This is a genomic window from Streptomyces sp. NPDC086766 (genome assembly GCF_044746005.1).
Lineage (GTDB): Bacteria > Actinomycetota > Actinomycetes > Streptomycetales > Streptomycetaceae > Streptomyces.
In genome coordinates this window covers 1-22,073 of the sequence record NZ_JBIVBI010000007.1, presented here as the reverse complement: position 1 = coordinate 22,073, position 22,073 = coordinate 1, and the positions used below count along the sequence as shown (strand labels likewise).

Sequence of the window (22,073 nt, the reverse complement as noted above, 5' to 3'; positions counted from 1 at the left end):
CCGGTGCGAGCGTGCAGAGGGCTTCCTACCCTGCGGGCATGCACCTTCGCGAGGAACTCCTCAGTGACAGAGAGACCGTGCGGAACCTCCACCTGCGGACGTTCGGCGACCACGGCCGTGTCGTGGCCGATCTGGTCGGCACCCTGCGGGAATCGGTCACTCCGGGGGACGGTCTCTCCCTGGTCGCCGAGCACGACGGACAGACCGTCGGGCACGTCATGTTCACCCGCAGTCTGCTCGACGCCCCTCGGCGACTGGTTCCGGTGCAGGTGCTCAGCCCCCTGGCTGTCACGCCCGAGCACCAGAAGCGCGGCGTCGGATCGGCCCTGGTCCGACACGGACTGAAGGTCCTTGCCGACCGGGCCGTCCCTCTTGTCTTCCTGGAAGGCGATCCTGGCTACTACTCCCGTTTCGGGTTCGCACCCGGCGGCGAACAGGGCTTCCGAAAGCCGTCGTTGCGCATTCCGGACGGCGCCTTCCAGGCCATCAGGCTGCCGGGGTACGAGACATGGATGACGGGGACGCTGGTCTACGCGGAACCGTTCTGGAGGCACGACGCGGTCGGCCTCCGCGACCCGGGCGCCTAGGCCCTGTGTGACGGGTCGAGTGACTCACTCGGCGGTAGCTCGTTCCGGCTGATGTGGGGCCGGGTGATCTATCGGACGACGAGTGGGCTCGACTCGAACCGCATCTGCCCAAAAACCTTGGGCGGGGTGAACGTTGGCTGTGTCACCGGCGCGTGATCAACGGGATCCTGTTCCGGCAGCGCACCGGCCTGCGTGGCGAGATCTTCCGACCCGCTTCGGGAAGTGGAAGACGGTCTATGACGGACGTCGCAGGTGGTCCGCGGATGGTCCGTGGGAGAGTGTCCTGCGGACGGTTCAGACCGACGCCGACGTCGAGGGACGGATCGACCGGAGTGTGGTGAGCGTGGATTCGCCGGTCTGCCGCTCCCACCAGCATGCGGCCGGGGCTCATCACCGCCCGCCCCGGGCGCTGGGGCGTGGGCGCCGTCGACGGCGCGGTAGCACGGCGGGCGGCCGACCGGCTTCGACAGCACCACCTACAAAAGGAGGAACGAAGTCGAGCGTTGCTTCAACGCTCTCAAGGGAGCCAGAGCCGTGGCGACCCGCTACGACAAGAGGGCCTACGTCTTCCACGGCACGGTCACTCTTGCCGCGATTCGGCTGTGGCTCCGCTACTGATCTCAGCCGCCGCGGCGGATGAGCTGTTGGTTGGCTCAGTCATCGGCCGCAACGACGAGTGCGATCTGCCCAGTCGAGCGGTCGATGAGCACGAACTCGTGGAAGTAGTCGTGCACACGTCCCCAGTCATGAATCGCCTCATCACCGAGCTCGCTGAGGTAGTAGATGCCATCGGCTGCGGCCAGGCGGTCGAACACCTCCCGCTGCAGACCTGCCTTCAGCTCGGTGGGCACGTCCCAGAGCGGATCCACCCACTCCCGCAGGATCTGCACGGCCTTCTCCTGGCTGACGGGCTCGTAGAGGTCGGGAGTGATCAACCGCAGCCAATACGGACCGTGCCGGGGTCCGTCCTGCAGCACTCCACCACCTGCGTAGTCGTCCCGGAACTGCTCATGCCCAATCAGTGCGCCAAGCAGCCCTCTATCGTCCAGGAACCCCGCAGAGAAGCGGAGTTGCTTGATGGCGACCCACCGATACCCGTGCTCCTTCGGATCCAGGAGGTGATGTCGAAAGTTGATGAAGGCGTTTCTCTCGAGAGTGAGCCCGTTGTCCATGGCGCCAGCCTAGAAGGCAAGCAAGGGAACCCTGCCGACCCACCGGACACGACCTAGCGCCGCGAGACTGCTGCCGGCCTGACGAGAGGCGCCGTTCGGACGCAGCTCGGGACGGCGCGGAGCTCGCCGGACGACCCGGGCGACTGCGTGCACGACCTGTTCGCGCACACCATGTTCGGCGACAACCCGCTCGGTTGTCGCCGGCGCGGCCCACCCCGGGAGCGGATCACAGGGACGCCCCGCACCAGGTGGCACCCGGCACCAGGGGGCGCGGCCCTCGCGGTCGTGGTCGAACCGACACATTCCCTCTGTCGCGCCGTCCGGCGGCCCGCTCGGTTCGGAACCGTGGACGCCCACCGTGATGAGAGGCGAGGAACCCGTGCCCCCGTGACCCGTCCACTTGACGCGTTTTGCATAATGCAAAGGTACGGAAGGAGTGCGATGAGTGCCGTACCGGCGACAGCGGACGGGAAGCAAGTGACCAGCAGCGCGACAAGTGGCTTCACACGCGGGCCGAGGCTCGCAGGACTTCGGACCGCACCAGCGAGCCTGATGGCACTGGCCGTGGTGGTGGGCGCCGGGGCGGGCGCGGGCTCGGTCGTCTTCCGCTGGTGCATCACGACGTTCACCCGTCTCCTTTCGGGTCATGCCGATTACGCCGCCTCGGCCGGCGCGAGCAATGGGCATGTGCCGTGGCTCGGTCCGTACTTTCTTCTCCTGGCTCCTGTCATCGGCGGTCTGCTGTACGGGCCCTTGGTGCACCGCTTCGCCAAGGAGGCACGGGGTCACGGAGTGCCCGAGGTCATGCTCGCGGTGGCCCAGCGCGGCGGACGGATCAGCCCCAAGGTCGCCGTGGTCAAGACGCTCGCCTCTGCCCTGACCATCGGTTCCGGCGGGTCGGTGGGCCGTGAGGGCCCGATCGTGCAGATCGGCTCGGCGCTCGGCTCGACGCTGGGCCGTGTGGCGAAGGTGAGCGAGGGCCGGATGCGACTGCTGGTCGCCTGCGGTGCGGCGGGCGGGATCGCTGCCACCTTCAACGCGCCCCTGGCCGGTGTCTTCTTCGCCATGGAGCTGATCCTGGGCACCTTCTCCGCCGAGGCGTTCGGTGCGACGGTACTGGCCAGCGTCACCGCGAGCGTCATCGGGCGCGCGGCCTTCGGCAACGCGGCCTTCCTGCGCCTGCCGGCCTTCCGTGTCGAGCACCTCGCCCAGTACGGCCTGGTCGCCCTGCTGGGCGTCATCGCCGCGGCGGTCGGAGTGGGCTTCTCGCGGTTCCTCTACCTGGTCGAGGACGCTTGCGATTGGCTCTGGCGCGGCCCGGAGTGGCTGCGCCCGGCGGTCGGCGGCCTCGCCCTGGGCCTGGTGCTGCTGGTCCTGCCCGAGATGTACGGCGTCGGTTATCCGGTGCTGCAGGAGGCGACCGCGGGCGGCTACGCGGTCGGCTTCGTGCTGCTGTTGCTGGGCGGCAAGATGCTGGCGACCAGCCTGACGATCGGGATCGGCGGATCGGGCGGGGTCTTCGCGCCCAGCCTGTTCATCGGCGCGATGCTGGGTTCGGCGTACGGCATCGGCGTCCACCGGTTGCTGCCCGGCGCGGCGGGCCCGGTGGGCGCGTACGCACTCGTCGGCATGGGCGCCGTGTTCGCCGGGGCGGCCCGGGCGCCTATCACCGCCGTGGTGATCCTCTTCGAGCTGACCGGCGAGTACTCGATCATCCTGCCGTTGATGCTGGCCATCGTGCTGGCCACCGCTTCCAGCCGCCTGCTGACCAGCGACACGATCTACACCCTCAAGCTGCGCCGCCGCGGCATCGACCTGGAAGGCCCCGCTCTCGGGGCGCGTATCGGCGCTCAGCAGGTCAGCACCGTCATGGAGGTCCTGCCCTCGCCCCTGCCGGCAGCCACGGGGTTGACGGACGCGGCCGACCTGCTGAGTCTGTCGGGCCACGGAGCGCTCCCGGTGCTCGACGAGGCCGGAGACTACGTCGGCGTCGTCACCGCCCAGGCGGTGGCCGAAGCGCTGGCGGAACAACCGGAGGGCGCACCGAGGCTCGTCGGGCAGCTCGCCGAGCCGCCCGCTTCCGTCACAGTCGACCAGCCCCTGGCCCAGGCTCTGCACGCCCTGCTCTCAACGGGAGGGACCGGCATGCCGGTCCTCGAGTCGGCCCACGGCAGGCCGGTCGGCTGGCTCAGCCACCAGAGCGCGCTGCGCGCGCTGCACGCGCCCGCACAGCGACGCCGCTCGCTCCCACGGCGCCCCAACGCATGACCGACGAGGAGCCCACCCGGGAATCCCGGACCAGCGACCGTCGACCACGCCGTCTCCAAGGCCGTCGCAGGGATCACCCGCTGCCGTGTCATCGTCATCGACGAATCGGCATGCCGCCCTGCGGCCAGGCCACCGGCGGTCGGGGCGTCGTCCCGCTGAACCAGTCCGGCTGATTCCCGTGAACCAGTCGGGCTGATTCCCGGCTGCCTCACGCCGGCTCCGGAAGCGGACCGAGGTGTTTGATGACCCGCTCGCGCAGACGGCGGTATTCGTCCCGGCGTCTCGGCAGCGGGCCCGGCGGGCGCTCGACGACGCGGGCAGCCGTGACGGTCTGTCCGCGCTGGAACTGCTCGCGCGTCAGGTCGAGTTCCACGCCGCTGGGCAGCCTGTTCCACCAGTGGAAACCATGCTGGGTCCCGTCAAGGCGCACCTCACCGACTATGAGATCGCCGCCGAAGATGTCGTTGACGATCAAGGCAGTGATATCGCAGTGCCCCCAGGCCGGATTGTCCGGCTGCCAGTCGGCCCGGTCATCGGGCGAGCAGGTGTCTGCGGCCCAGCCGGCTCGCAGGGCCTTGTCGAGATCAAGCAGGTTCCACGTGATCATGCCGTCAGCATCGCAGCGACCACTGACACTCGTACGCAGCTCGCCATGATCGTCGTTTTCCTCACCGCCTGCCCGGTCGACGGCCGGCTGGTTCGGACGGGCTGGAAAGCCGAAAGGAGCGAACCACGGCGACGGTGCTCCCGACGACGAGTGCGACGACCCAGGGGGCCAGGTCGCGCAGCGGTCCCGTCGGCGTCGTCCCGACTCCCAGGCCACGGGGGGCGACCCGGCCCTTCGGGTCGTAGAGGACGGCGAGAGCGTCTCCAGGCCGGGTTGCCCGCCCGCAGCCGCGCCAGATGCGCACCGTGAGCGGCGCGCCCTCGGCGTCCACCACCGAGCAGAGGTAGCGGTCGCGTCCGCCGCCCGCCGCGCGCCCCGCCTCGACGGAGGTGACCACCACGGGCTGCACTCGTCCCTCTGCCGAGAGCAGCACCCCCGCGGCGGCCTGCGGGGCCTGAAGCGCAAGGCATGCGGCGATCACGGCGACGATGCCGAGCAGCGCCCGGCCGGCCCGCACCAGGAGCAGATAGAGGACGAGGGCCGCGGCGCAGGCGAGGCCGGCCTCGCCGTTGGCCAGCGAGGGTCTGCCGGTCCAGACGCCGACCACGGTGGTGCCGACGATCGCTCCGGCTGCGAGGAATCCCGCGAGAATCCCCTCCACCAGCAGCCACCTCGGCGGCAGGCCGACGAATTCGGCCGGCCCCCACACCATGGACCGCACATGCGCCATCAGGTGTGGCTCCGCCGCGGACCGGCGCACACCCAGTCGGCGCATCCCGTGTCTCGTCCGCAACGTCATTTCCCGTCCGTCACCGGCTCCGTGTCCTGCCGCCCCGGACGCGGACCCGCCTGCTCGGCGAACGCGCTCGCAAGACCCGGACTGCCACGTCAGAGCCCGGCAACGAAGCCTCAAGCCCCACCATTCGCTTGCATTATGCAAAAACAGTGCGGGTCCGGGGAAGGGGGCCAAGGGCGGCACCGAACCCGTGGCGGGTCACCTGTCGTGCGCCACCGTGGCGTCCACCACCCAGCCGAGCGGGTGCGGCTCGAGGGCGTCCACCGCTGGAGCGGGCGGTTCCGTCCCTGCCTCGTTGAAGGCGTTGAGCGCCTCGACGAGCGCCAGCCGCTGCGTCGGGCTGAGGCGGGCCACGATCGAAGCGATCTCGGCGCGTCGCCGGGCGGTCACATTCTCGACCGTACGGCGCCCTTCCTCGGTGAGCCGCAGCAGTGTCTCGCGGCGATTGTCGGGGTTGGCCTGCCGGTCGGCGAGCCCGGCCGCGATGAGCCGGTCCACCATGCGCATGGCCGTCGACGGAGCCACCTGAAGCAGGTCCGCGAGCGCGACGAGCTTGGTGGCGCCCCTGGTGGACAGTACGACCAGCATCCGGAACTGCGGGACGGTCACCCGCTCCTCGACCTCGGCGAGGGATCGGGCGGAGACGGCCACGAGCAGCCTGGAGGCGGTCAGCACCGCCCGGGTGACCGCATCGACATCTTCCATGGCCCCCACGGGGGTCTCGCGCTCCGGCATGTGTCCTTTCTACCGTGGTGAAGTCCCTGCCTCGCACGCCAGGGGGGCGGATTCTTCTTCCGGTCGGCCGCGGTACCGGAGCAGCAGCATCGCAGCGTCGTCCTGGAGCGGTCCGGCAGCGTGCCGTACCAGGTCCTCGCGAAGGGCCTCCAGGGCGCGCTGTGCGTCGGGACCCTCGAGCAGGGCCGCGCGCTCACCGAGAGGGTAGAAGGAGCCGCGTGCGTCCCGTGCCTCGGTGACGCCGTCGGTGTAGAGCAGAAGCTGATCGCCAGGCCCGAAGCCCACGCGATAGGGCTCCGGGGCCTCGCTGTCGTGCGCGCCCAGGCCGAGGGGCAGGGCGTAGGAGGGAGGCTGCGGGAAATCGACGGTGCCGTCCTCCCGGACCACCATCGGGGCCGGGTGACCGTGGTTGAGGAGGACGACGTCCTGCCCCGGGGCGAACTGGGCCAGCACAGCGGTCACGAACTTCTCCCCTCTCAGTTCCCGGGCCACGCTCCGCTCCAACCGCTCGCCCAGGCCGACCAGGTCGGGCTCGTCGTACGCCGCCTCCCTGAAGGCCCCGAGCACCACGGCGGCCGTCTCCACCGCGGCCAGCCCCTTGCCCTGCACGTCCCCCACGATCACCCGGATCCCGTGCGGCGAGGCGACCACTTCGTACAGATCACCACCGATCCGCGCCTCGGCGACCGCCGAGGTGTACGACACCGCCGCCTGCAGCGGCCCGGCGGTCCGCGGTACCGGCCGCAGCAGCACCCGCTGGGCCACCTCCGCGATCGACTTCACGCCCGCCAGTTCCTCTTCCCGGTGCGAGCGCATCACGGCCGCCGCGATGCCCGCGCCGGTGACACCCGCGACCGACGCCATCGCCGTGAACCCCCGGCGTTCCACGAACAGCCCGTCGTACAGACCGAGCCCCACGCACACCAGCAGGGCCACCACGCCGATCAGCGCGGTACGCCGCCATCCGCCCAGCAGCCCCGAGAACGCCGGGCCGAGCGAGACCAGGGGCAGGAACCCGATGCCCGGCCCGGCGACGACATCCGCCGCGGCCACCACGGCCATCACCGCCACCGGCATCCAGAACAGCACCGAGACACCGGCTGCCGACTTGGCCATGGTCATGAGGTCCTCCCGCTGGACAGCAGTGCTCGAGAGCGGCTCCGGCGCTTCTGGCCGCCGCCCCTCTCTACGTTTAGACTATGCAAAGGTTCTGCGGTGCAGCAGCCCCGGCCGCGATCCTTGGCCCATCGATGCCGAGAGCCGTTTCCGACCCCTTGGAAGGTGACGATGCCTGACAGGCACACCGAGCCGGAGCGGCCCCCGCTCCCCACCGGCTGGCGGCGCCTCGCCGTTCGCTTGCCGCTTCTCTTCTTCCGCTGCGGCCTGGGATGGGTCTTCGGCCGACGGCTGCTCCTACTGCACCACCGAGGTCGCGTCACGGGCCTCGACCGCCAGGTGATCCTCGAGGCAGTGGGGTACGAACCGTCCGACGGCAGCTGGATCGTCGCCTCCGGCTTCGGTCCGGGGGCGGCGTGGTACCGCAACCTACGGGCGGAGCCCAGGACGGTCATCCGCGTGGGCGGCCGCCGGTACGCCGTGACGGCCCACTTCCTCACCTCGGACGACGGGGCCGAGATCATGGCGCACTACGCCGCCCTGCATCCTCGGATCGCACGCCGCCTGTGCGCGTTCATGGGCCTGCCGTCGCACGGGACCGATGCCGGATTCCGCGAAGCCGGAAGGTCGATTCCCTTCGTGCGCCTGGTCGCCGGAACCGACTCTCCGCCGCCCTGACCGCCCTCGTCCTCGACAGCTACACCGATCCGACGAGCGACGAGCCTGGGACGCGGCTTTCGCTGTAGGCGAGTTGAAGGCGCCCAAGATCGGGGTCGGCGTGTATCCCGTAGTGGGTCGCCCGCCGTTTTCACTCGGCGTCGAGTTGGTGGTCGGCCCAGACGTAGCTCTCGGGGAGAAGGTCGGCGATACCGACGGTGCGCACGCGGTCGCCTTCGCCCACGATGACCTCGATGGCCGGGAAGTAGTCGAGAAGGACCTGGCGGCATCGGCCGCACGGGGGGACGACCCCCCGGTCGCGGTCACCCACGGCCACGATCGTGTCCAACTCGTACACCCCCTGGGCGGCCGCCGTTCCGATGAGCACCAGCTCGGCGCAGGGGCCTCCGGTGAAGTGGTAGGCGTTCACCGCCGTCACGATCCGGCCGTCCCGAGCGCGGCCCGCGGCCGCCATCGTGTGGTTGTCACCCCGGCAACGAGTGCGGGCTACGTGCGCCGCAGCCTGGATCAGTTCGTGGTCGACGGGATGGCTCTGCACGGTCGTCTCCTCTGTCTTCGTCAAGGTGTCAAGCGACGTTGACCTGAGTGACGTTGGGGGCGCAAGCGAATATCATCTTGCCCCGCCGCTGCGTCATCCGGCCGAACAAGAACAAGCCCAACCGGGCAGCGATGCGCGCGCGTGCACCTGGCGCAGTTCTCCCCGTTCAGACGCCGGCGGGCAGAAGCTGCACCGGGCCGACCGAGGGCCCCTCGTCCGCTCCGGTGTGGACGGCTCGGACCCTCCAGCGGCCGACGGGCAGCGGAACCATCGCCTGCCCACCGCCCGCGCCCACGGCGATCGCCGCGGCCAGGTCGTCCACGCAGGCTCGGTCGTAGTCGTCCGGAGCGGTCGCGTCTCCCACGACCATCCCCGTCTCCATGCACTCCCTCCACGCGGCCGGCGCCGAGAGGGGGACGACGCCCAACGGGCCGCCCATCGATTCCACCCAGACAGGGGGCTTGGGCCGCATCAGCTGTGGCGGACCAGGAGAGGCTCATCCCGTCAGTGTGCCCCCAGCCACTGACAGTTCCCCGCCCGGGCGCACCCCGGATGCGGAGCTCCCGCCGACACCGGGCCGACGTGCCGACATGCGGCTGCCGTCGAGTGGTCGCCCTGAGGGGGAGGGGAAGTCGGGGGACGCGTTCAGCTCCTGAAGACCCTCCTCTCGACCTCGGGAAACCGTTCCTAAAGACTGAGCGGGAGTGAGTCTTGTTGCCAGGACTCGTGCTCAGCCGTGTGCTCCGAACGGTGCTGGGCACACTGGTCGCCCGCTTTCGCGCCGCGTCCCGGGTGCACGGATCGTGTCCGTGGTCCGGGGATGTGGGGGCGGGCTCCCTCACGTCCCGGGGTCCCCGGTTCGGCCTGGACGGTCCGATGCCCGCATCCATCGCTCTGGTGGGTGGGGGGCGGTGCCGTCCGTCGCCGGATCGGGTGTCCCAGGGCGCGCCTTCCGATCGCCACCGCTGCCGCGTCGTGGCGAGTGGTCTTGCGAGTTGTGCTGCTGAGGGGTTTCTGCCAGTGCTGGGCACCCCAGCGGCTGGTGTAGGCGGGGTCGACGGCGATGACGGGGATGCCGAGTTCGGCCGCCATGCTGACCAGCCGGGCCCGCAGCCGGGCGACAGGCATGCCCGAGATCAGCTTCCGGAAGCGTTTGCGGCCGCCGTGCTTCTCGCGGGTCTTCTCCGCGGTGAAGTCGAGGTCCTCGACCGCGATCGCGAGGCCCAGGCGCTGGGCCCAGTGCAGCAGGCGGATCAGGGCGTGCCTGACTTGCGCGTCGCGGTGCGAGGCAGTGCCGGTCAGGTCGTAGCCGAAGCGACGGGGCTGGCCAGCGGGGTTGCCGTGCCGATCCAGGCGCCAAGCCGCCAAGTGGTCGGCGTTGGTGTCGACACCGACCAGGCCGTTCGCGCGGACAGCATCCAGCGGTACGGTCCTGGTCGGTGGGATGGTCCAGGACGCGGTCAGGTACCAGCGCCCCCGCTGCACGTCTTCGTGGATGCGGTAGGCGACCGCCCGGTGGGCGGCTACCCGGTCCGCCCACTGCTCACCCCGGTGCGCGAACGTCACCTTCGCTGTGAAGACGTACCGGCCGTGCGGTGCGTTCGCCAGGTACGCCAGCGGCGCAGGGAGCTTGAGTGAGACCTCGCCGTCGGGTGTGACGCGGACGGTCTCGTTGCCGTACCGCTTGCCGGATTCGCCGTCGGCATGAAGGAACCGGCGTTTGGCCTCCCATCGAAGCCGCCACTGCCCGGGGGTCAGTTTGGCGGTCTGCAGATGGTGGCGGGTGTTCAGCAGCCGCTTGCCGCCGCGCACCACACGCACGACGCCGGCCTGCCAGTCGGCCTGCGCCGCCCGGAGCCGGTCTTCGAGGACATGCAGTCGGCGGGACTTGGCGAACCACTCCCGCCTGCTGCGATAGCCGCCCGGCGCCTGCTTCGATCCCTTCTCTCCTACGGGCAGGGACAGTCGGTGCCTGATCATGCGTACGCCCGCCTGGAGGCTGTGGATGTGCGCGAGCCGCCCACGCCGGGCGAGCGCCCACTGCTCGTGCGTGGCCTTGGTGACCGACCCGGCCCAGCGGGAGGAGGACTCCACGGTCAGGACACGCTTGCGCTCAGCCCACTGGTCACTGTCGTGATCCAACCCCGCCGAACACCGTGCCTTCAGATCACGGCAGGCGAGCACCCCGAGATGATCACCGACCCGGCGCAGGACCTTCTCGTCCTCGGCCGTCAAGCCTTTGAGCCGGGTACGGACCGCGACACCCGAAGGGTCAGGCACCACGAACGGCGCCGCCGGCTCCCGCAGCGCGCCCACCCGTCCACCTCCCTGTGTCGCAGAAATCCGTCACGAATCCCAACGACAGCCACCGGTAAAGGTCACGCATTCGAGAGGAGAACACAAGTCTCCGCTTCGGGGCTCACGAACTCATGACCGGGGGACTCCCTCACACATGCCACAACGCGTTCTCGCACAGTTAGCAGGGAAAGTTCCGAACCCCTTGTCCCACCAGTGTCCGTAGCGCCGGTAGACGGCTGGATCGCGGTCGGCGAGCAGCACGGACAGCTTCTGCGCCTCCTCGGTCAAGCCTCGCCACGCGGCCTTGTCGAGCTGGTGGAAGGCGGTCAGCTCCAGTCCGCCGTCGGTCGTGCGCCACACTCCGGCGACCCGACCGTCGACGAGCAGGCAGGGCAGCACGTCGCCGTTGCGCCGCACGACCAGCGGCCGGTATTCCTCGGGCACCACCCGTCCTGCCCCGGCGTGGGCCAGCAGGGTGCTGTCCCACATCGGCAGCAGCCGCGGCGGCGCGGGGGTGTCCTCGGAGGGCACGGTGGCACCCGCCAGGTCGAACAGGGCGGCGCGGCCCGGACCCGTCACCCGCACCACCTGGTCGCCGAGCTCGTGCAACGCCCGGGTGATCACCGGGCGCGTCAGCAGGGTGAACCGGGCGAAGTCCTGGGCCGACGCAGGCCCGAACGCCCGCAGGTAGGCGACCAGGAGCCCCTCGACCCCGGCGCCCGCTTCCTGCGACGCGGACCCGGGGGCCGCCGAGGAGTCCCGGTAGGCGTTCGGCTGTGTGAACGACCACGGGCCGCCGGTCGGCGCATGGTGCACCGGCGCGTACGTGCGCAGCGCCCACCACACGCGGTGCGCGTGCTCGCCGTACCGGCCCGTGAGCTCGCTCTGCACCTCGGCGCCGGTGCGGGGCCGCGCCAGGAACCCCGCGAGCTCGGGAAGCAGTGCGTCGGCGTCGGCGGGGTTCAGGCCTGTCGCGGTGAAGCGGCGGTCGTAGAGCCGTGATGCCCGCAGACTGCTCAGCATCGCGGCGCGGTAGGGCGCGTAGTCCTCGGCGTGCACGGCGTGCAGCGTGATGCGCATCAGGGTCGCCTTCACGACACGGCCGTCCGCGAACGCCGCGTCAAGGTCCCCGGGCGCGAAGTCCTGCACGCGGTTCCACAGCGCCAGGTACGGTGAGGCCGGTGTCTGCGCCTGCAGAGCGCACACCCGGCGAACCGCCTCCGCCACATCGAGGCGCCGGCGTTCGAGCAGGAGCTGACGGTCCAAGGTGGCCAGGGCGAGCTGACGCGCGGTGAGGGTCATGGCCGGATCGTGCCACTCCCGGCTGTCACTGGCGTCAATCGTCGGGAGAAACCGGTCAGTTGAAGAAGCTCGCACGGCCCAGGGGGATGCGGGGACGGCGGCACGACGAGCCGCGTGCCGCCGACGCCATGATGCTCACCCCGCGCCGTAACGCTCAGCGATGTCCTGGGACGTCGCCCACCGGCTGTAGGTGGGCGACTGGGGCCAGCCCTCGGGCGAGTCCTGCCATTCCTCCTGCCGTCCGTAGGGCAAGACGTCGATCAGCGCGAAGGTGTGGCTGAGCTGCTCGGTACCCCGGCCGTTGGTGTGCCAGGTGCGGTAGACGGTGCCGCCGTCGCGCAGGAACACGTTGACGGCGAACCCTCCGTCCGGCGGTGCGCCGACGTCGGCCCCGAAGGAGCTGTCGGCGGTCGAGTACCACGCCATCCGATTGCCGACCCGCCGCTTGTAGGCGAGTGCCTCCTCGATCGGGCCCTGGGTGACGACGACGAACCGCGCGTCGTAGGCGTCCAGGAACTCCAGGCGGGTGAACTGCGAGGTGAACCCCGTGCAGCCGGGGCACTGCCATTCCTTGCCCGCGAACCACATGTGGTGGTAGACGATCAGCTGCTTCTTGCCTTCGAAGACGTCCGCCAGCCGGACCGGGCCGTCCTCTCCTTCGAGGGTGTAGTCGGGCATTTCGACCATCGGCAGGCGGCGGCGCTCGGCGGCGACGGCGTCGAGCTCCCGCGTCGCGGCCTTCTCCCGGGCACGCAGCGCCTCGAGCCGGTGCTCCCAGGTCGCGGCGTCGACGACGGGTGGTAGGGCGTGGTTGGTCATGGTCCCCTCACAGAGGTCGAGCGCGGCTTCGCTTCCGTAGAGACAGACCCCGGCGGCCACCGGAACTCATCGGTCGCCGGCGAAGCCGGTCACCTCGCTGATGATCTACTGGCACACGGAGCCCGGGAACGCGGCAACGTCGATGCACCGGTGAACCCGGCACGACCGCGGTCACGTCCGGGCGCCGCACGGACCATCGTCGGACGAGTGGGCGCGGGAGGGCGCAGTGGGACACTTCGAGGGCTTCGACATCGCCGGGTTCTGGGAGGACTCGACGTACGCCCTGGAGCAGTACCTGGAGGAGGCCCCGCCCTCGCCAGAGTTGATCGCTTCGCTGGAGGAGGAGCTCGGTGGCTACCGGCTGCCGGCCTCCTACCTCGCGCTGATGGCCGCGCGCAACGGCGGTGTTCCGACCCGGGCCCACTTCCCGATGACCGAGCCGACCTCCTGGGCCGACGACCACATCGAGATCACCGGTATTCGGGGTGTCGGACGGGCCCGGCCGCAGTCGCTCGGCGGCACGTTCGGCAGCCGGTTCTGGATCGACACGTGGGACTACCCCGACATCGGCGTCTACTTCGCCGCCACTCCCTCCGCCGGCCACGACATGCTCGCCCTCGACTACCGCGCGTGCGGCAGGCTCGGCGAGCCGAGTGTGGTCCACGTCGCCCAGGAGTACGACTTCGCGATCACTCCGGTCGCGGAGAACTTCGAGGCGTTCATCACGGGCCTGGTCGACGGATCCGCCTACGACACCTCGGAGCAGGACCGGCTCGCCGCCCTGGCCGCGGTGCGCGACGGCAGTTTCTCTCCGGTCCTGCTGCGTGGCTTCCGCGAGGTCGCGGACGTCCTGCCCGACGCGGACCGGCGCATGCGGGCGCTCGCGGAGGCCGTCGTACGCGACAAGGGGTACTTCGCCCTCCACGCCGACGCGCGCTCCATGTTGATGTACGACTACCTGTTCTGGCTGTTCACCAGCTTCAACCAGGTCGGCTCCTTCGAGGGCTACCTTGCGAACCCTCCCCAGTCCCGGCGTTCCTACGCGCAGCCGTACTACGGGCTCATGATCGCCTTCGGCGTCGCACGCGATCCGTACGGCTTCTGCACCGGCGGATACGCCCCCGGCTTCGTCGAACAGTGGTGGAAGTCCCGCCTCGCCTCGGGCCACATAGCGGAGACCGCCGACGGCTACCGGTTGACCGAGGCCGCCGTGGCCGCGCTGCTCCACGAACTCGCTTCCGCGGCCGGAGAGGATGGGTAGCCGGGCACGTGAGGGCGACGCGCTGAACGGCGGACGAACCGGCACTCCCAGGCTGCTGGGAAAAGCAGAAGGCGGATGCCGGTGCATGGTTGGCAGGATGGCCGCGCTCCGCATTCGATGGGAAAGGACCCGACGACCATGGCTCGTGCCGTCACCCTGATCCGCTCCGACTCCCTCTCCGACGTCGCCGAGTACGCCTATGCGGCCACGGCGCCCGCCGAGTCCCGCCTGATCTTCCTCGCTGGGGCGTGTCCCTTGAACGACGACGGCTCGACGGCGGCGATCGGGGACTACGCGGGCCAGGCCGCGAAAGCCGTTGAGAACATGCAGGCTGCTCTCACCGCCGGGGGCGCGTCACTGCGGGACGTCATCAGTACGCGGGTGCTTGTCGCATCGGCCCGGCGGGAGGACCTGGTCGCTGCCTGGGAGGTGGTCCGGGACTCGTTCGCCGACCATGACGTCCCCAGCACTTTGATGGGCGTCACCGTGCTCGGCTACAAGGACCAGCTCGTCGAGATCGAGGCCGTGGCCGCCGTACTCGATTCGTGAGACCCGGCGCCGCGCTGCGGCGGCAGAGCGTGGCCACGGATGGATGTGTATTGCGTGGCTCCATCGCCCCGGCTCGGTCACCCCAGCGCCCGTAGACCGGGCGCTGTCCGCTTCTGAACTGGTGTTTTGTGTTGACGGCGGCGCGGCGGGTGGTGCCTTCCCGCCGGGGGAGCCGTCCCGGCGATCCTCTTGTGTCACGTCTGCGCTGGTTGCCTGCCACCAGACCGGCCGCGCTCCCTTCGTCCAGTCGGCGGTCCTCGCGCGACGCTCACGAGTGCCTACGGGTGCGCGTCCTGTGCGGCACCGGGAGACTCGAAGACGGGACCGACGGTGAGGCTGTGTCACTTGTGCCAGAACAGGTGATGCGTCACGCCGCTCGGGCTGGGGACGACGTCGAGGTGGAACCGGTCGAGCAGCTCCTCGGGGGACTCCCAAAGACGTAGCCCGGTTCCGAGTTTCACCGGTGAGACCGCCACGTGCAGGGTGTCGACGAGGTCGGCGTCGAGGAAGCTCCGGATGGTGGTGACCCCGCCGCCGAGGCGCACGTCCTTGCCGCCCGCTGCCTCCCGCGCCTGCTCGAGGACCGTGGCCGGGTCGCCGTCGACGAAGTGGAACGTGGTGTCGGAGAGCGTGAACGAAGGACGCTTGTGGTGGGTCAGGACGAACACCGGGGTGCGGAACGGGGGCTCCTCTCCCCACCAGCCGCGCCACTCGTGGTCGTGCCAGGGCCCGCGCTGGGGACCGAACTTGTTGCGGCCCATGATCTCGGCGCCGATGTTGTGCGCGTAACCCCGCGTGAAGTAGTCGTCCAGGCCCCGGCTGCCTCCGGGGTCGGTGCGCATGGGCCAGCTCGCCGTGGCGCCGGCCCAGGCGAACAGCCTCTCGGGGTCGACGTGACCGAACGGCCTTTCGAGACTCTGGTCCTCACCGGCGGCGATCCCGTCACTCGAGACACTGAAGTTCTGGACTCTCAGCAACTGCGGCATGTGCTCCTCCTGCGTTGTCGACGACGGTGATGACTCCCCGGGCCGGCAGGACTCATCGGGCACCGCCCGTCCCCGGGCGACCCGGGGGAGGACGAGACGAAGCGGTCTGCGGCGGCGCCGTGCCAGTATTCCTCGCCGGAAGCGGGTGAACCCGCACGTCGTCGCCGACACCCCGCTGATCGGCACCAGTTGAGGGCACCGAAGTACAGGGCGGATGCGCCTCCCGTACAACCCTTCCTCCGCATCCGGCGTCAAACACGGCACCGGACACAGGAACGGGTCCTGTCCGGACACCCCCCGCGCCCCCGAGCAAGCCGGTCGTATCTGAGCCAAGGAGCCGCTCATGCGCAAGCACCGCTCGGCCGCCGTCGCGGCGGCATCGTTCCTCCTCGTGACGGGCGCGGTCATCGCGACCGCTCCGAGCGCCTACGCCGGAACACCCGGCGGAACACAAGCCAACGACCGCAACACCGACTTCAACGGAGACGGATACGACGACGTCCTCATCGGCGGCCCCGGGGCGGCGGTCGGCGGGTACAAGGGCGCCGGCATGGTCACCGTGCAGTACGGCGGGCCCAAGGGCATGGGCACGACCAGAGCGACGGCCTTCAGCCAGAACTCCACGGGTGTACCCGGCGCCGCCGAGACCGGAGACGGCTTCGGCACGTCGCTCGCCACCGGCGACCTCGACGGCGACGGCTACGACGACGCGATCATCGGCATCCCCGGCGAGGACCTCGGCACCGTCGCCAACGCGGGCGGCGCCGTCATCCTCTGGGGCACGCCGAACGGCCTCACCGGATCGGTCAGCGACTGGCTCCAGTCCGACGACCCCATCACGGGCGGCCGGTTCGGCGCCTCGCTCGCCGCGGCCCGCTTCGACGACACCACCCCGGGCGACCTCCTCGCCGTCATGGACTCGGTCGGGCTGACGGTCTACGCCTTCGAGGCCGCCCCCCAGCCCATCGCCAAGAGCACGGATCCGCAGGCCCGGCGCCCGGTGCAGAAGTCGCGCACCACGCTCACTTCGCCTCCCCGGAAGACGCTCAGCCGGGCCTCGGCCGACGCGCCGGGCATCCAGCCCAAGTCGATGACCACGGGCGACTACGACAACAACGGCTTCGCCGACCTGGTCGTCTCCGGCACCAGCGTGGGCGACGAGCCGGGCTACGGATGGTCGTACATCCTGCCCGGCACCGCGTCGAGCCAGGAGCCGCTGCCGGTCACCGCGGTACGCGGCGGCCCGGTCGTCGCGTCCGGCGACGTCAACGGCGACGGCTACGACGACCTGGTCACCGGCGAGCCGCACAGCCCGGACGACGGTGGCGCGAGCATGACCGGCGGAGTGGTCGGCGTCTACTACGGCAGTGCGGACGGGCCCGCCGGCCAGGAGGGGCCGGGAACCCCGCCCGTGTGGTGGACACAGAACTCGGCGGGCGTGCCGGGCGCGAGCGAGCAGGGCGACGGCTTCGGCACCGACCTCTCCGTCGGCGACAGCAACGGCGACGGGTACGCGGACGTGGCGATCGGTGTCGCGGGCGAGGACATCGGCAGCGTCGCGGACGCGGGCGCCTTCACGGTCCTGCGCGGCTCGCCCAAGGGCATGACGTCCACGGGCGCACTGTCCGTGACCCAGGGCACCGCGAACGTCCCGGGCACCGTCGAGAAGGGCGACAAGTTCGGCGGCCAGGTCTCCTTCACCGACCCGAACGACGACGGCCGCTTCGGCCTGCTCGCCTCGGCACCCGGGGAGAACACCAACGACGGCTACGTCTGGGTGTTCTCCGCGGGCAGCTCGGGCCTGACCACCTCCGGCTCCTGGAACTACGGCGCGAGCGCGTTCGGCGGCCTGCCGACGGACGCGCGCTACGGCGCGGCGATCGACGAGTAGACGATCCGCCTGAGCGATCCACGGCGAGCGGCCCGTACGCGGCCTTCGGTCACGTACGGGCCGGCGGACCGCCACGCGTCCGGCTGAGAACCCTTGTCGAAGCACCGCATGCCGTGGCCTCGCGGCCGGGGCATGCGGCGCCCCGAAGCCGGCGCTTCGACTGCAACGACGGGACGGCGTGCGTCAACTCCGCAAAGACTCAGGACGACTATCGCTCGCGGTCGATTGCGCCGTCGTCGCTGTACTTCATCACCTTCTGCGCCGGCTGCCGGAGGCGCGGGAAGAACTCACGGACTGGCAGGAGCAAACCCGTGAGCGACAGGACGATGAACACCACCTGATGGATGTGATCTTTGCCTGGCGGCAGCCGAGCCACCCAGTGCACCACCCAGAAGACCGGATAGAACCACTGCGTGAGCCATGCCCATTGATCCCGGCGGCGGAACGGCCCCAGTGTCGTCGCCATCCCGAACAGGCCCATGCCGATCGACGCCATGCCGTCAGCCCGCATGAGTGGTTCGGGGGGAGGTGGTGCCACGACTGTGACGATGCCGAAAGCCAAAATGCCGGCACCGACGAGGGACAAGCAGATCCAACTGGTTCTCATACGGGTGCTTGCGCGCTGCACAGGGGAACCTACCCGTCTTCGATGGATGAGGGATCAGGTTCGACGGCGTCGAGGGCCCCGTCAATCCCTTCCGACAGGGCGTGGTCGGGGCCCTTGATCAAGACGGGTGACGTCACCCTCGCGCCGGTGGGCAAGCGGCGCGGACGCCGTTGTATCCCAGCACGCCGTCGAGGCCGGACAACACCTCAGCTGATGCGCACTCCCGTTCCGCCGACACGGACGCGTGAGTCGCCCGCGCGCAGGGTCACCGTGAGTTCGCCGGGACGGCCCAGGTCCTCGCCCTGACGCAGATTGAGAACCGCCTCCTCGGGGACCAGGCCCAGCTCGCGGGCGTACGCACCGAACGCGGCGGCCGCGGCGCCGGTCGCGGGGTCCTCGACGACGCCGCCGACGGGGAACGGGTCACGAACATGGAAGACGGTGGGCGACTCCCGCCACACCAACTGGACCGTGGTCAGGTCCAGGCGGTGCATCAGGGCTTCGAGACGCGCGAAGTCGTACGCGAGGTCCGCCAGACGCGCGCGAGTCGCCGCCGCGAGAACGAGATGGCGGGCACCGGCGAACGCGATTCGGGGCGGGAAGGCCGGGTCGAGATCGGCGTCCGGCCAGTCGAGCGCGGCGAGCGCCTCCGCGAGGTCGACGTCAGCGATCTTCTCGACGTACGGCTCGACACTGGTGAGTGTGGCCGTGACCGTCCCGCCCTCCTCGGTCACCTGCACCGGCACGGTGCCGGTGCGCGTCGCGAAGAGCAGTTCACCGGGGCCTGTCCGTTCGGCGAGCGCGACGGCGGTCGCGACTGTGGCGTGCCCGCAGAAGGGCACCTCGGCCTTGGGACTGAAGTAACGGATGCTGTAGGCCCGCCCTTGCCTGCCGTCCAGATCCTCCGGGGGCCCGGTAAGGAACGCGGACTCCGAGTATCCGAGGCCGGCGGCGATGGCCAGCATGGCGCTGTCGTCCAGGCCGGTGGCATCCAGAACGACGCCGGCGGGGTTCCCGCCGTCGGGGGCGCTGGAGAAGGCGGTGTATCGCAGAATCTCGGGCCGCGGAGCGTTTGTCGTCATGGCTGCGGCAACGCGGCGCGGCCCGCGGCTATTTCACCCATGCGGCGCGGGCGGCGCCGCTGCGCCGCTGTTGGTGTCAGGGAAGCGTCTCGCCACTTCCGGAAGTGATCGCCAAGCGCGCCGCCGGCCTCACAGCCGCCGCTTGTCTCTGAGGTAGGGGACCACCAGAAAACGCGGCCTGTTGAAGATCCCGATCAGGATGATCAGCAGCCAGCAGATCGTCATCCCGCCGATTGCCACCGCCGAGATCCCCGACCAAGGCTCGGCCGGTTTCCGTGTCCGCGTGACGGCGAGTCCCAGGACCAGCGCGATCACCATGATGGCCATGAAGACGAAGTTGGCCGCGACGACCACGACGCCACGTGTGAGGACCCATCCCGGCGCCCCTCGCACACGGAACGACCGCGCGGCATCGGCAGCGCGCTCGGGATGCCCCCAGAGCCGGACGGCCACCACGACGTACCGGACAGCCAGCGCCACCAACAGGGCCGGCGCGATGAGACCCCCGATCACTTGCCTACTCCACTCATGTGTCGCCCGCACGCAGCCGGCTAAGGACAGAACCTCATCTCATCGGCAGGACAGCCATGCACACGGGCTGTGGCCTCCGGCTGCGCGGCTGGTGGACCGGGGGCCTTCTCGCTGGTGGGGCACACTCTTCAGGAAGCCTGTTCGGGGCGGCGGCCCCAGCAGGTGACGAGCGGGGCGGTGGTGATGTCCAGCCCCTCTTCGCTCAGGTGGGCCAAATGCCGGTCGATCTCCGCGTCCGTGGCCAGCCCACCCGCCACCAGCTGCTTGCGCAGCTGACGCACGGTCGCGGCCTCCAGTTCCCGGCAGGCCGGTGAGGTGAGGGGAAAGAAGCCCTCGGCCCGGACGTCGCACAGCCCGGCGTCGCGCAGCAGGACAGGCAGCGAGCGGCCGAAGGCGAGGTCCACACCGCGCTGGGCGAGCAGCGTGCGAAACCCGCGGCGGATCCGGTTCGCCAGCTCTTCGGCCTGGCCACGCTCGTGAGGGCAGGCAAGAGGCTGGAGTGCCGGGTCGGCGTCCTCCACCACCAGCCAGCCGCCCGGACGCACCGCTGAGGCCATCCGGCGCAGCGCCTCGGCCCGGTCAGGCAGGTGCACCAGCACCAGGCGCGCGTGCACCAGGTCGAAGCCTCCGGCCGGCGGCTCGTCGCGGGCCACGTCGTGACGCATCACCTCGACCGATGTGGGGATCGGGCCGGTCAGCCAGGAGGTGTCGACGTCCGTCGCCACTACCTGCCCGGTGGGCCCCACGCGCTCGGCGAGCGCGGTGGGCACCGAGAGTCCGCCCGCTCCCACCTCCCAACAGCGCCACCCGGCTGCCGGCCCCAGTCGGTCGAGGTGGTCGAGCGTCCAAGGATCGAAGAGCTCGGCCAGTGCGTCGAAGCGCCGACCGGCCTCGTGCTGCCGGTTGTCCAGCAGGTAGCCGTCGTCTGTTGTCATACGACTCATCCTCCGGCATCGACCGTCACCGCTTCCCGTCTGCCCCTGTTCGTCCCCTGTTTGCGGCACGGTGACCCGCAGAAACCCAGTGACATCCGGGCCGGCGCCGGCCTTCCCCGCGATCACTCGGAGGCGGGCCGGCTCTGTCGTGTCTGCGGCGCTCCAGGGGCTGACCAGTAAAGACGCCCTTTCCATGGGAGGGTTTGTGACTGCGCCCCCGGCAGGATGCGAACCCGCCCATACGGCTCCTCGGCCGCCTCACTTGCCGGTGAACCCCCTGCGTCCGCGGGGCAGGGCTTGGGACCGGTCCATTGGGGGAAGAATGCTGCTGGCGCAGACGTCCTGCGGGGGCCACACGGTTGGCACCACGCCCGCGCGCACCCATCACCTCGAGTACGACGATCGGACGGCCCCGTTTGACTACCGCCTCCAGCGAAGCGCCCACCGAGCGCATTCCCGGACGGTCCTGGACCGTACGGCTCACCGGGCACGCCGACCGTACGGCTACCGTCACCTGCAGCACCGCCGCCTGCCGGATGCCGGCGCGCTCCAAGGACCTGGCCGGACTGCGGGCTTTCGCCGCGCGGCACGCGGCCGCCCACGCCCGGGCCGCCACCGTCCGCGCCAACGCCTCCTGCCACTGCCGCGCCGAGCACTGCGAGGCGCACCCGCAGGCCAAGGGGCACCACTGCACGGGCGGCGTGCTGCTCATCCTGCGCCACGACGCGACCGTAGGCCGCGTCTGGCAGATCGAAGAGGTCTGCGAGACCTGCGCGCCGCTGATCCCGCACGCCTCCGTCGTGGGCCGCGCCCAGCACCGCCCCGCCCCTGTGGTGCAGCGGGCCGAGACGGTCCCGGCAGCGGACGTTCCCCGTGTGCCCGGCGGGTTCTCCTCGCCGGGTGCCGCCGACACCGGGCCTCAGACCGCACGCAGGCCGCGACGGTCACCGCGCCCGCCGCGCGGCCGAAGCTCCAGGCAGGGACGCTGACGCCCTGAGCATCTGCTGGGGGCTGCCCGTTGAACAGCGCGCCGCCCCCGGTTGTCGAGCGGAATGTCCCCTATGGGTGACCGGACCGCTGCCCTGCTAGTGACCTGAGTCGGAGATTCGTCGGCAGTAGGCGGCGACTTTGTCGAGGATCTCGTCGGCGGTCTTCGTCCAGACGAAGGGTCTGGGGTTGTCGTTCCAGTCGGTGAGCCAGCTGCGGATGTCGCGTTCGAGGGCCTGGACGGAGCGGTGGACGCCCCGCTTGAGCTTCTTCTGGGTGAGTTCGGCGAACCACCGCTCCACCAGGTTCAGCCAGGACGAACTCGTCG

22 protein-coding genes and 2 pseudogenes are annotated in these 22,073 nt (G+C 70.4%); 8 read left to right on the top strand and 16 right to left on the bottom strand.

Annotation, left to right across the window (positions count from 1 at the left end; all coding sequences use genetic code 11):
- Positions 1-38 precede the first annotated feature (38 nt).
- Both ACIPM1_RS15315 and ACIPM1_RS15310 read left to right on the top strand, forming a co-directional pair.
- A complete protein-coding gene (locus ACIPM1_RS15315; RefSeq protein ID WP_402434079.1) occupies positions 39-587 on the top strand; it encodes a GNAT family N-acetyltransferase in 549 nt (182 codons plus the stop codon).
- A gap of 53 nt (positions 588-640) precedes the next feature.
- Positions 641-1,205, top strand: a pseudogene (locus ACIPM1_RS15310) (IS5 family transposase).
- Between the two features lie 35 nt (positions 1,206-1,240).
- Here ACIPM1_RS15310 and ACIPM1_RS15305 read toward each other — a convergent pair.
- The gene (locus ACIPM1_RS15305) at positions 1,241-1,759 is read right to left on the bottom strand and encodes a hypothetical protein (RefSeq protein ID WP_402434076.1); all 519 of its coding nucleotides are present in this window, start codon (positions 1,757-1,759) and stop codon (positions 1,241-1,243) included.
- Between the two features lie 552 nt (positions 1,760-2,311).
- Between ACIPM1_RS15305 and ACIPM1_RS15300 the strand changes: the two genes are divergently transcribed.
- On the top strand, positions 2,312-4,027 hold the full coding sequence (locus ACIPM1_RS15300) for a chloride channel protein (protein ID WP_402434073.1): 1,716 nt from the start codon (positions 2,312-2,314) through the stop codon (positions 4,025-4,027).
- Positions 4,028-4,235: 208 nt separating this feature from the next.
- Here ACIPM1_RS15300 and ACIPM1_RS15295 read toward each other — a convergent pair whose 3' ends face one another.
- The 4 genes from ACIPM1_RS15295 to ACIPM1_RS15280 form a co-directional block, all read right to left on the bottom strand.
- Positions 4,236-4,634, bottom strand: a complete 399-nt coding sequence (locus ACIPM1_RS15295; protein ID WP_402434070.1) for a hypothetical protein — start codon at positions 4,632-4,634, stop codon at positions 4,236-4,238.
- 61 nt (positions 4,635-4,695) lie between these two features.
- Positions 4,696-5,364: a hypothetical protein gene (locus tag ACIPM1_RS15290; RefSeq protein WP_402434067.1), complete on the bottom strand. Its 669-nt coding sequence runs from the start codon at positions 5,362-5,364 to the stop codon at positions 4,696-4,698.
- A gap of 264 nt (positions 5,365-5,628) precedes the next feature.
- Positions 5,629-6,165 (bottom strand): MarR family winged helix-turn-helix transcriptional regulator, encoded by a 537-nt coding sequence (locus ACIPM1_RS15285; RefSeq protein WP_402434064.1) that lies wholly within the window; start codon positions 6,163-6,165, stop codon positions 5,629-5,631.
- A gap of 9 nt (positions 6,166-6,174) precedes the next feature.
- A complete protein-coding gene (locus ACIPM1_RS15280; protein ID WP_402434062.1) occupies positions 6,175-7,287 on the bottom strand; it encodes a PP2C family protein-serine/threonine phosphatase in 1,113 nt (370 codons plus the stop codon).
- Between the two features lie 165 nt (positions 7,288-7,452).
- Here ACIPM1_RS15280 and ACIPM1_RS15275 point away from each other — a divergent pair, with 165 nt between their 5' ends.
- Positions 7,453-7,959, top strand: a complete 507-nt coding sequence (locus ACIPM1_RS15275) for a nitroreductase family deazaflavin-dependent oxidoreductase (protein WP_402434059.1) — start codon at positions 7,453-7,455, stop codon at positions 7,957-7,959.
- Positions 7,960-8,089: 130 nt separating this feature from the next.
- On the opposite strand, the gene ACIPM1_RS15270 is transcribed toward ACIPM1_RS15275, so the two are convergent.
- From ACIPM1_RS15270 to ACIPM1_RS15250, 5 genes are all read right to left on the bottom strand, one after another.
- Positions 8,090-8,521, bottom strand: a complete 432-nt coding sequence (locus ACIPM1_RS15270; RefSeq protein WP_402434056.1) for a cytidine deaminase family protein — start codon at positions 8,519-8,521, stop codon at positions 8,090-8,092.
- Positions 8,522-8,663: 142 nt separating this feature from the next.
- Positions 8,664-8,936: an Imm21 family immunity protein gene (locus ACIPM1_RS15265; protein WP_402434053.1), complete on the bottom strand. Its 273-nt coding sequence runs from the start codon at positions 8,934-8,936 to the stop codon at positions 8,664-8,666.
- Positions 8,937-9,184: 248 nt separating this feature from the next.
- Positions 9,185-10,813, bottom strand: coding sequence for an IS200/IS605 family accessory protein TnpB-related protein (locus ACIPM1_RS15260; protein ID WP_402434051.1), 1,629 nt, complete (start codon positions 10,811-10,813; stop codon positions 9,185-9,187).
- A 111-nt stretch (positions 10,814-10,924) separates the two neighbouring features.
- The gene (locus ACIPM1_RS15255; RefSeq protein WP_402434048.1) at positions 10,925-12,097 is read right to left on the bottom strand and encodes a winged helix DNA-binding domain-containing protein; all 1,173 of its coding nucleotides are present in this window, start codon (positions 12,095-12,097) and stop codon (positions 10,925-10,927) included.
- A 135-nt stretch (positions 12,098-12,232) separates the two neighbouring features.
- Positions 12,233-12,916, bottom strand: a complete 684-nt coding sequence (locus ACIPM1_RS15250) for a DUF899 domain-containing protein (RefSeq protein WP_402434045.1) — start codon at positions 12,914-12,916, stop codon at positions 12,233-12,235.
- A gap of 226 nt (positions 12,917-13,142) precedes the next feature.
- On the opposite strand from ACIPM1_RS15250, the gene ACIPM1_RS15245 reads away from it, so the two are divergent.
- The gene (locus tag ACIPM1_RS15245; protein ID WP_402434042.1) at positions 13,143-14,177 is read left to right on the top strand and encodes an SMI1/KNR4 family protein; all 1,035 of its coding nucleotides are present in this window, start codon (positions 13,143-13,145) and stop codon (positions 14,175-14,177) included.
- Between the two features lie 138 nt (positions 14,178-14,315).
- Positions 14,316-14,726 (top strand): RidA family protein, encoded by a 411-nt coding sequence (locus tag ACIPM1_RS15240; protein ID WP_402434039.1) that lies wholly within the window; start codon positions 14,316-14,318, stop codon positions 14,724-14,726.
- A 341-nt stretch (positions 14,727-15,067) separates the two neighbouring features.
- Here the strand turns inward: ACIPM1_RS15240 and ACIPM1_RS15235 are convergent, their stop codons facing one another.
- A complete protein-coding gene (locus tag ACIPM1_RS15235; RefSeq protein WP_402434036.1) occupies positions 15,068-15,712 on the bottom strand; it encodes a dihydrofolate reductase family protein in 645 nt (214 codons plus the stop codon).
- Between the two features lie 343 nt (positions 15,713-16,055).
- Between ACIPM1_RS15235 and ACIPM1_RS15230 the strand changes: the two genes are divergently transcribed.
- Positions 16,056-17,603, top strand: a complete 1,548-nt coding sequence (locus ACIPM1_RS15230) for an FG-GAP and VCBS repeat-containing protein (RefSeq protein WP_402434033.1) — start codon at positions 16,056-16,058, stop codon at positions 17,601-17,603.
- Between the two features lie 208 nt (positions 17,604-17,811).
- Here the strand turns inward: ACIPM1_RS15230 and ACIPM1_RS15225 are convergent, their stop codons facing one another.
- The 4 genes from ACIPM1_RS15225 to ACIPM1_RS15210 all read right to left on the bottom strand — a co-directional run bounded on the left by ACIPM1_RS15225 (position 17,812) and on the right by ACIPM1_RS15210 (position 20,767).
- Positions 17,812-18,099, bottom strand: a complete 288-nt coding sequence (locus tag ACIPM1_RS15225; RefSeq protein WP_402434030.1) for a hypothetical protein — start codon at positions 18,097-18,099, stop codon at positions 17,812-17,814.
- 317 nt (positions 18,100-18,416) lie between these two features.
- Positions 18,417-19,292, bottom strand: a complete 876-nt coding sequence (locus tag ACIPM1_RS15220) for a PhzF family phenazine biosynthesis protein (protein ID WP_402434027.1) — start codon at positions 19,290-19,292, stop codon at positions 18,417-18,419.
- Between the two features lie 129 nt (positions 19,293-19,421).
- A complete protein-coding gene (locus ACIPM1_RS15215; RefSeq protein ID WP_402434024.1) occupies positions 19,422-19,805 on the bottom strand; it encodes a hypothetical protein in 384 nt (127 codons plus the stop codon).
- Between the two features lie 146 nt (positions 19,806-19,951).
- A complete protein-coding gene (locus ACIPM1_RS15210) occupies positions 19,952-20,767 on the bottom strand; it encodes a class I SAM-dependent methyltransferase (protein WP_402434021.1) in 816 nt (271 codons plus the stop codon).
- 407 nt (positions 20,768-21,174) lie between these two features.
- On the opposite strand from ACIPM1_RS15210, the gene ACIPM1_RS15205 reads away from it, so the two are divergent.
- Entirely contained in the window at positions 21,175-21,747 is a 573-nt protein-coding gene (locus ACIPM1_RS15205) for a hypothetical protein (RefSeq protein ID WP_402434018.1), read from the top strand.
- Positions 21,748-21,843: 96 nt separating this feature from the next.
- On the opposite strand, the pseudogene ACIPM1_RS15200 reads toward ACIPM1_RS15205, so the two are convergent.
- Positions 21,844-22,073 (bottom strand): annotated as a pseudogene (locus tag ACIPM1_RS15200) (IS630 family transposase); the annotation flags it as partial.